The organism is Methyloceanibacter sp., assembly GCF_035650995.1.
Lineage (GTDB): Bacteria > Pseudomonadota > Alphaproteobacteria > Rhizobiales > Methyloligellaceae > Methyloceanibacter.
In genome coordinates, this window is sequence record NZ_DASRGO010000165.1 from 1 (window position 1) to 6,075 (window position 6,075).

The following is a 6,075-nucleotide window of genomic DNA, read 5'->3' on the forward strand; positions in this document are numbered from 1 at the left end:
ACGACCGCCATCACCAGGATCAAAACGAGCGACACGCCGAAGGAGATGATCGCCGCACCCTTGAGCCCGAGCCCGGCCGAGAACGGATCCGATTGACCGGCGTCCATCAAGAGATAGGCCCCAGCGCCGCAGATCACGATCAGGAGGAGGATCGCGATCGCCGCTGCGAGCAAGAGCCGCGCCGCTTCCTTGCGGTCGCGATCGTCGTGCTGGCTCGGCATCAAGCTACTCCTTGTAGCTCTCGTCTTGCGCCCTCGAGATCGCCTCTCTGATCTCGCCGGGATCGGGCATGTCCTTCACCGTGAATTCCGGCTGGTCGCCCGCAGTCGAGACCTGGACCGTGCCGACACCGAGAATGCGGTTGAGGAACCCTTGCGTCACGTGCACGGCGCGTATGTGCTTGAGCGACACCGAGGTGCGGTCCTTGCTCAGAATCCCTTTCTCGTAGAGCAGCTCGTTCTCGGTGACGGTGAGCGCCGTCTGGCGCGTGTGGATGTACCAATAGAGCAGGAGCAGGACGCCGATGCCGAAGGCCGGGATGAGGACCACGCAGCCGATGAACCAGAACGGGTGCGCCCGGAACATGGCGGGATGCGCCTCGTACACCACCTTGCCGTTCATGGCGAAAGCTCCCTCTTTCCCTCGGACGCGCGACCTTAATCTTTGCCCCAATCGCTGAAAAGCGAAGATATGGCGCAGCTCCGGGAAGCATTGCGGCTGGAAAGTCCCCTGCCGGAAGGCTAAATAGCCCCTATCCGAACGAGGCTCGACATGCAGAAATTCACCACGCTGACCGGCATCGCCGCCCATCTCCCCATGATCAATGTCGACACCGACATGATCATTCCCAAGCAGTATCTCAAGACCATCAAACGCACGGGCTTGGGCCGAGGCCTGTTCGCCGAGCTTCGCTACGACGAGAAGGGCAACCCCCTCCCCGACTTCGTGCTGCACAGGGCGCCTTACGACAAGGCGGTGATCCTCATCACCGGCGAGAATTTCGGTTGCGGCTCCTCGCGCGAGCACGCCCCCTGGGCGCTGCTCGATTTCGGCTTCAGGTGCATCATCGCGCCGTCCTTCGCCGACATCTTCTACAACAACTGCTTCAAGAACGGCATTCTGCCCATCACGCTGCCGCAAGCGGAGATCGACAAGCTGGTCGACGACGCCTCGCGCGGGGCGAACGCCACCATCACCGTCGATCTGGCGGCGCAGGAGATCAGGGGGCCCGACGGTGGGGTGATCAAGTTCGACATCGATCCCTTCCGCAAGCGCTGTCTGATGGAAGGTCTCGACGACATCGGGCTCACGCTCGAGAAGGCTGATGCGATCGCGGCCTTCGAGCAGCGCTCGCGCCACGAGCGCCCCTGGGCTTAGCGCCTTTTCTGCGATTAGCGGCGAGGCCTGCGCGGCCCTGCGACTAATAGGCAAACCTGATCGAAACCCGCGTACCGCAGCCGGGTTGCGATTTCACGGATAGCTCTGTTTTGGCGTTCTCCCGCAAGGTTTGCATGATGAGCGCGCCAAGCTTCCCTTCCGTCGGCCAGCTTGCTCCCGGCGGCAGGCCTTTACCGTTGTCGGCCACCGTCACGCGATAGACGTTAGGCTCTTCTCGAAGGCACTCCAGGCTGATCACGCCGCTCTCGCTCTGCTCAAATGCATATTTGAAAGCGTTGGTCAGCAACTCGTTTACGGCGAGTCCGACCGGCATGGCGATATTGATCGACACAGGTACGGATTCGACCTTGACGTCGAGACGGATACCGTCGACGGCATGCGCCCGCATCACGCCGGCCGCGATCTGGCTCAGATATTGGCCGAGGTCGATGTCCTGTCCTACGCCGCCCGACGATAATGCCTCGTACAGAACCTGCAGGGACTCGATGCGGCCGGCGAGGCGATCGAGGTTGACCTTGTCTCCGTTGCGCTCCGCACGGGCCTCCAGCCGGATTAATGCGGTGATGAGTTGCAGGTTGTTCTTTACCCGGTGCTGAAGCTCTTTCAGCAAGAGGTCTTTGTCGCGGATCGCGCGCGCGAATTCCTCGCGCTGGGCGCGCGCGCGCTCGGTCACATCTATCAGCGCGGCAATCCGATATCTTTCCGCGGACGCCTCGTCCTGGATGATGCCGGCATACACCTCGACAATCACATGCCTCGGCGATTCCGCTTCAAATGTCCCCACATAATCGTCGCAGTCGATGAGGGCGCGGTCCAGCGTCAACTCGCTGTCGTCTTCGTGGCGAAAACTCCGGAGAAGGGACCAGTCGCCCTCCTTCAACTCCGATGCCGAGCGGCCGGTCAGCGCCTGAAAGGCCGTATTGGTGTAGACGATGCGCTGCGCGCCCCGCCTAAGCTTCGAGACCATCACCGCTATCGGGAGATGATCAAGAAACTTCCTGAACTCCTCGAACTCGATCTCGTTCGATAGCTCGAGTGAGTTGAGGAATTCGGCTGGTTCTGCCGGAGGATCGGATGCCGAACTGCCCGGCTCAGGGCACGCGTTGCTCATCGGGGGTCCGTTGATAGGTTGTTTCCCCCTGCCAGTCGCCCCACCTCAATATACAGGCGGGCACCGGATCGCCTCAACCGATATCTCGGGTGAGACCAAGAGAACCTGCTTCGAGCGCGAGCCTTATGGTAGCGACTCCGCCCGCTACTCAAAGGGTATCGGGTCGGTGGACTGCTTGATCAGCGTCTTACCGCCGCGCGTGATCTTCACCTGAGCTGAGTACTCCCATTCCTGCGGCCAGCCGCCCGCCGGCACCGCGCGCTTGCCCGCCTGAAGCAGATGGGTCTCCTTGTCCTCGGGCAGCGTTTCGCTGTTGGTGATAAGCGGTCCCTCGCCGTTCGCCAGCGAGACCTCCACGGTATCGCCCTTCTTAAGGTCCGAGGCCAGCACATAGGCGACGGCCGGCGTGTTGAATTTCGGCACCGGCGGCGTGCCCTTGGCGAGGTCGTCGACCGTTACCTCGCGCGCCGAGAGGCCTAAGGCCACGATCTTGGACTCCTCGGCCCTCGCCGCCCCGAGCCCGGCGCCCGCCAGCATCAAGGCAAACAGCACCCTTGTCAGCATTTCGCTCTCCCGCTAGGCAATCCCGTTACCAATTCTCGTCATGGCCGGGCTTGTCCCGGCCATCCACGTCTTTCGGCTTGTCCTGCGCAAGAGAAATCGTGGATGCCCGGCACAAGGCCGGGCATGACGAATAGCTTTGGAATGACAATGGCCCAAATGAAATCCTTCAATCTCTTGCTTCTCCCCGGCGACGGCATCGGTCCCGAGGTCATGGCTGAGGTCGAGCGCATCGTCGGCTGGATCAATGCCCAAGGCCTTGCCAGCATCGACACCGAGACCGACCTCGTCGGCGGCTGCGCCTACGACGCCCACGGCGAAGCGATCTCCGACGCCACCATGAAACAGGCGCTCGCCGCCGATGCCGTTATGCTCGGCGCCGTGGGCGGCCCGAAATGGGACGGCGTTCCTTACGAGAAGCGCCCCGAGGCCGGGCTGCTTCGCTTACGCAAGGACCTCGAGCTATTCGCGAATCTTAGGCCAGCCATCTGCTATCCCGCGCTTGCCGACGCCTCATCGCTCAAGCGCGAGCTGGTCGAGGGCCTCGACATCATGATCGTGCGTGAGCTGACGGGCGGCGTCTATTTCGGCGAGCCCAAGACCATCGTCGATCTCGGGGGCGGCCAGAAGCGCGCCATCGACACCCAAGTCTACGACACCTACGAGATCGAGCGCATCGCCGCCGTCGCCTTCGAGCTTGCGCGCAAGCGCAGGAACCTCGTGCACTCTGCCGAGAAGCGCAACGTGATGAAGACAGGCGTATTGTGGAACGAGGTGGTCACGCGTCTGCACAAGGAGCGCTACGCCGACGTTAAGCTCCAGCACATCCTCGCCGATAATTGCGCCATGCAGCTCGTGCGCGCGCCGAAGCAGTTCGACGTGATCGTCACCGACAATCTGTTCGGCGACGTTCTGTCCGACGAGGCGGCGATGGCCACGGGCTCTCTCGGCATGCTGCCCTCCGCCTCGCTCGGCGCGGCCGACGCCAACGGGCGCCGCCGTGCGCTCTACGAGCCGGTGCACGGCTCGGCGCCGGACATCGCCGGCAAGGGCGTCGCCAATCCGATCGCCACCATCGCGAGCTTCGCCATGTGCCTGCGTTATTCCTTCGACATGGCCGACACCGCCGACAGGATCGAGCGCGCGATCGCTTCGGTGCTCGATCAGGGCTACCGCACCGGCGACATCAAGCAGGAGGGCTGCCGCACCGTGGGCACCCGCGAGATGGGCGAGGCCATCCTCACCGCGCTCGGCGCTTAGGTTAGCGCCGTCTCCCGCTAGAATTCGGCCTCGATGTCGAATTTGAAGGTGACGTCCGACGTCGCGTCGGATAGTCCGAACAACGCGCCGGCGGCGAGGTCCCATTCAACTCCCTCTGGGCGCTCGGCGCGTTCCGGGCTGCGCGCATCTTCCTCGCTCTCTTTCTCGCCCAGCTCCCAATACACCACGGGACCGACGCGGTGCAGCTGCTCATCGAAGGACCCCGCATGCGCCAGGTCCTCGATCTCGCTGAAGCCCTCGATGCCTACGGCGAGGTGCTCGGTGAACTCCCGCTTCACCTGCCAATTCAATTGGAACTCGAGCGAATCGATCTCGACGTTGTTCCCGACCTGCCCGACGAAGAAGGTATTGATCATCGCCGAGTTGCGGCCGCTCACCCATTTCGCCAGCGGACCGAACTGAATTTCGTCGGGCGAATGATCCTGAAGCCCAAGCTCGTAGATCGCGCGGAAGCCAAGTCCCACGCCGTCACCCTCCTCGCGCTCGATGATCTCATATTGGCCGCCAAGCTCGAATTGCTGGGCCTTCAGGTCGCCCCCGATCTCCTGATCGAAGAAGCCCTCGACGATCCCCTCCCATTTGTCGGTGAACCCGTACTTGGCCTCGACTTCATGGGATTGCCTTAGACGCTCGTCTTCGCCAGGTCCGCTAAAGACGGCTCCATGCTCCTCGAGCTCGGTCTCGCCCTTGTCCACGTCGGGCGAGCGCACATAGAACTGGGCGCTCGCGGGCGTGCCCCCGAGCGCGAGCAGAAAACAAGCGATGCCAAGACAGATGACGAGCCGCCAAGGCGCGATGGCATGACAAAAGCGCATAGGCAGCGCCTCCCCCCAATCTGCAACCGCCTTAAGGAGCCTAGCGGACCCGTCACATGAGCGTCGTGAAAAGTTCTCAGCCCGGACCATGAACGCCATTCAACATGCGATGCAGCATCTCTAGACACCCGCTCAGGCCAAGGACGATACTCCGCGCCTCCATTGGCGATGTGGCGCCGTTCTTAGGGAGGACATGACGATGCAGGGAACGGCCCCGCTTGCCGCAGCGCTCATGGTCTTCGCGGCGACTCTGAGCACGGTCGCGGCCGAGGAGTCCGGCACGGGCGCGGCGCAGCCGAGTGAAGCCGCGCCCCCTGCAGTTGCGCCGGCGCCAAGAGCAGCGGCCCAACCCGAGACCACACCCCTCACCGATGCCGACAAGCGCGAGCTGACGCCCGAGGAAAAGGCGGAGAAGGAGGCGCGCAAGGCCTGCAAGAAGACGATCTGCGACATCCTCGCCACGCGCGATCCGAACGGCGAGGACGTGTCGTGCGACATCACCAAGACCTGGCGCGAGGAGGACATCGTCAAGATGCTTGGCGGCAAGATCGACTGGCCGTGGGGCAAGGCGGTGTGCCGGTCGAAGCTCGAGATCAAGCGCGCCGCGCTCGCCAAGGCGATGAGCCAGCCAGAGTACGAGGTCGCGCTCGATCCGCAAAGGGTGAGCTGCACGCTCGCCAAGAAGGACGGCGGCGAACCCTACGCAATCACGGTCACACTCGCACCCAAAGTTGCCTTCAAGGACGGCAAGGCGACCGAGGCCAGGATGAACTGGGGCGAGGCGTCGGCGCCGCTCCTGATCTATCCGCTCGTCTATGCCGGCACCGGGCTCGATAACCAGGCGAACGTGCTCGGGCCCGAAGTGGTGCGCATGGTGAACGCGTTCACCGCGCGGAAATGCGCCGAGGT

General features: G+C 63.2%; 8 protein-coding genes. 3 read left to right on the forward strand and 5 right to left on the reverse strand.

Annotated elements, in window-relative coordinates; translation table 11 throughout:
* Both VFB18_RS12590 and VFB18_RS12595 read right to left on the reverse strand, forming a co-directional pair.
* Positions 1–221 (reverse strand): hypothetical protein (locus VFB18_RS12590; protein WP_324975770.1); only part of this gene is annotated, 221 nt, incomplete at its 3' end.
* A 4-nt stretch (positions 222–225) separates the two neighbouring features.
* Entirely contained in the window at positions 226–621 is a 396-nt protein-coding gene (locus tag VFB18_RS12595) for a PH domain-containing protein (protein ID WP_324975773.1), read from the reverse strand.
* A 150-nt stretch (positions 622–771) separates the two neighbouring features.
* Here VFB18_RS12595 and leuD point away from each other — a divergent pair, with 150 nt between their 5' ends.
* Positions 772–1,377, forward strand: a complete 606-nt coding sequence (leuD, locus tag VFB18_RS12600) for a 3-isopropylmalate dehydratase small subunit (RefSeq protein WP_324975774.1) — start codon at positions 772–774, stop codon at positions 1,375–1,377.
* A 43-nt stretch (positions 1,378–1,420) separates the two neighbouring features.
* On the opposite strand, the gene VFB18_RS12605 is transcribed toward leuD, so the two are convergent.
* Both VFB18_RS12605 and VFB18_RS12610 read right to left on the reverse strand, forming a co-directional pair.
* Positions 1,421–2,509, reverse strand: a complete 1,089-nt coding sequence (locus VFB18_RS12605; RefSeq protein ID WP_324975776.1) for a sensor histidine kinase — start codon at positions 2,507–2,509, stop codon at positions 1,421–1,423.
* 144 nt (positions 2,510–2,653) lie between these two features.
* Positions 2,654–3,073 (reverse strand): hypothetical protein, encoded by a 420-nt coding sequence (locus VFB18_RS12610; protein ID WP_324975778.1) that lies wholly within the window; start codon positions 3,071–3,073, stop codon positions 2,654–2,656.
* A gap of 156 nt (positions 3,074–3,229) precedes the next feature.
* Here VFB18_RS12610 and leuB point away from each other — a divergent pair, with 156 nt between their 5' ends.
* A complete protein-coding gene (gene leuB / locus VFB18_RS12615) occupies positions 3,230–4,330 on the forward strand; it encodes a 3-isopropylmalate dehydrogenase (protein WP_324975785.1) in 1,101 nt (366 codons plus the stop codon).
* Positions 4,331–4,347: 17 nt separating this feature from the next.
* Here leuB and VFB18_RS12620 read toward each other — a convergent pair whose 3' ends face one another.
* Positions 4,348–5,166 carry a hypothetical protein gene (locus VFB18_RS12620; protein ID WP_324975780.1) on the reverse strand — a complete coding sequence of 273 codons (819 nt, stop codon included), beginning with the start codon at positions 5,164–5,166 and terminating at the stop codon, positions 4,348–4,350.
* Between the two features lie 199 nt (positions 5,167–5,365).
* Here VFB18_RS12620 and VFB18_RS12625 point away from each other — a divergent pair.
* Positions 5,366–6,075 (forward strand): hypothetical protein (locus VFB18_RS12625; protein WP_324975782.1); only part of this gene is annotated, 710 nt, incomplete at its 3' end.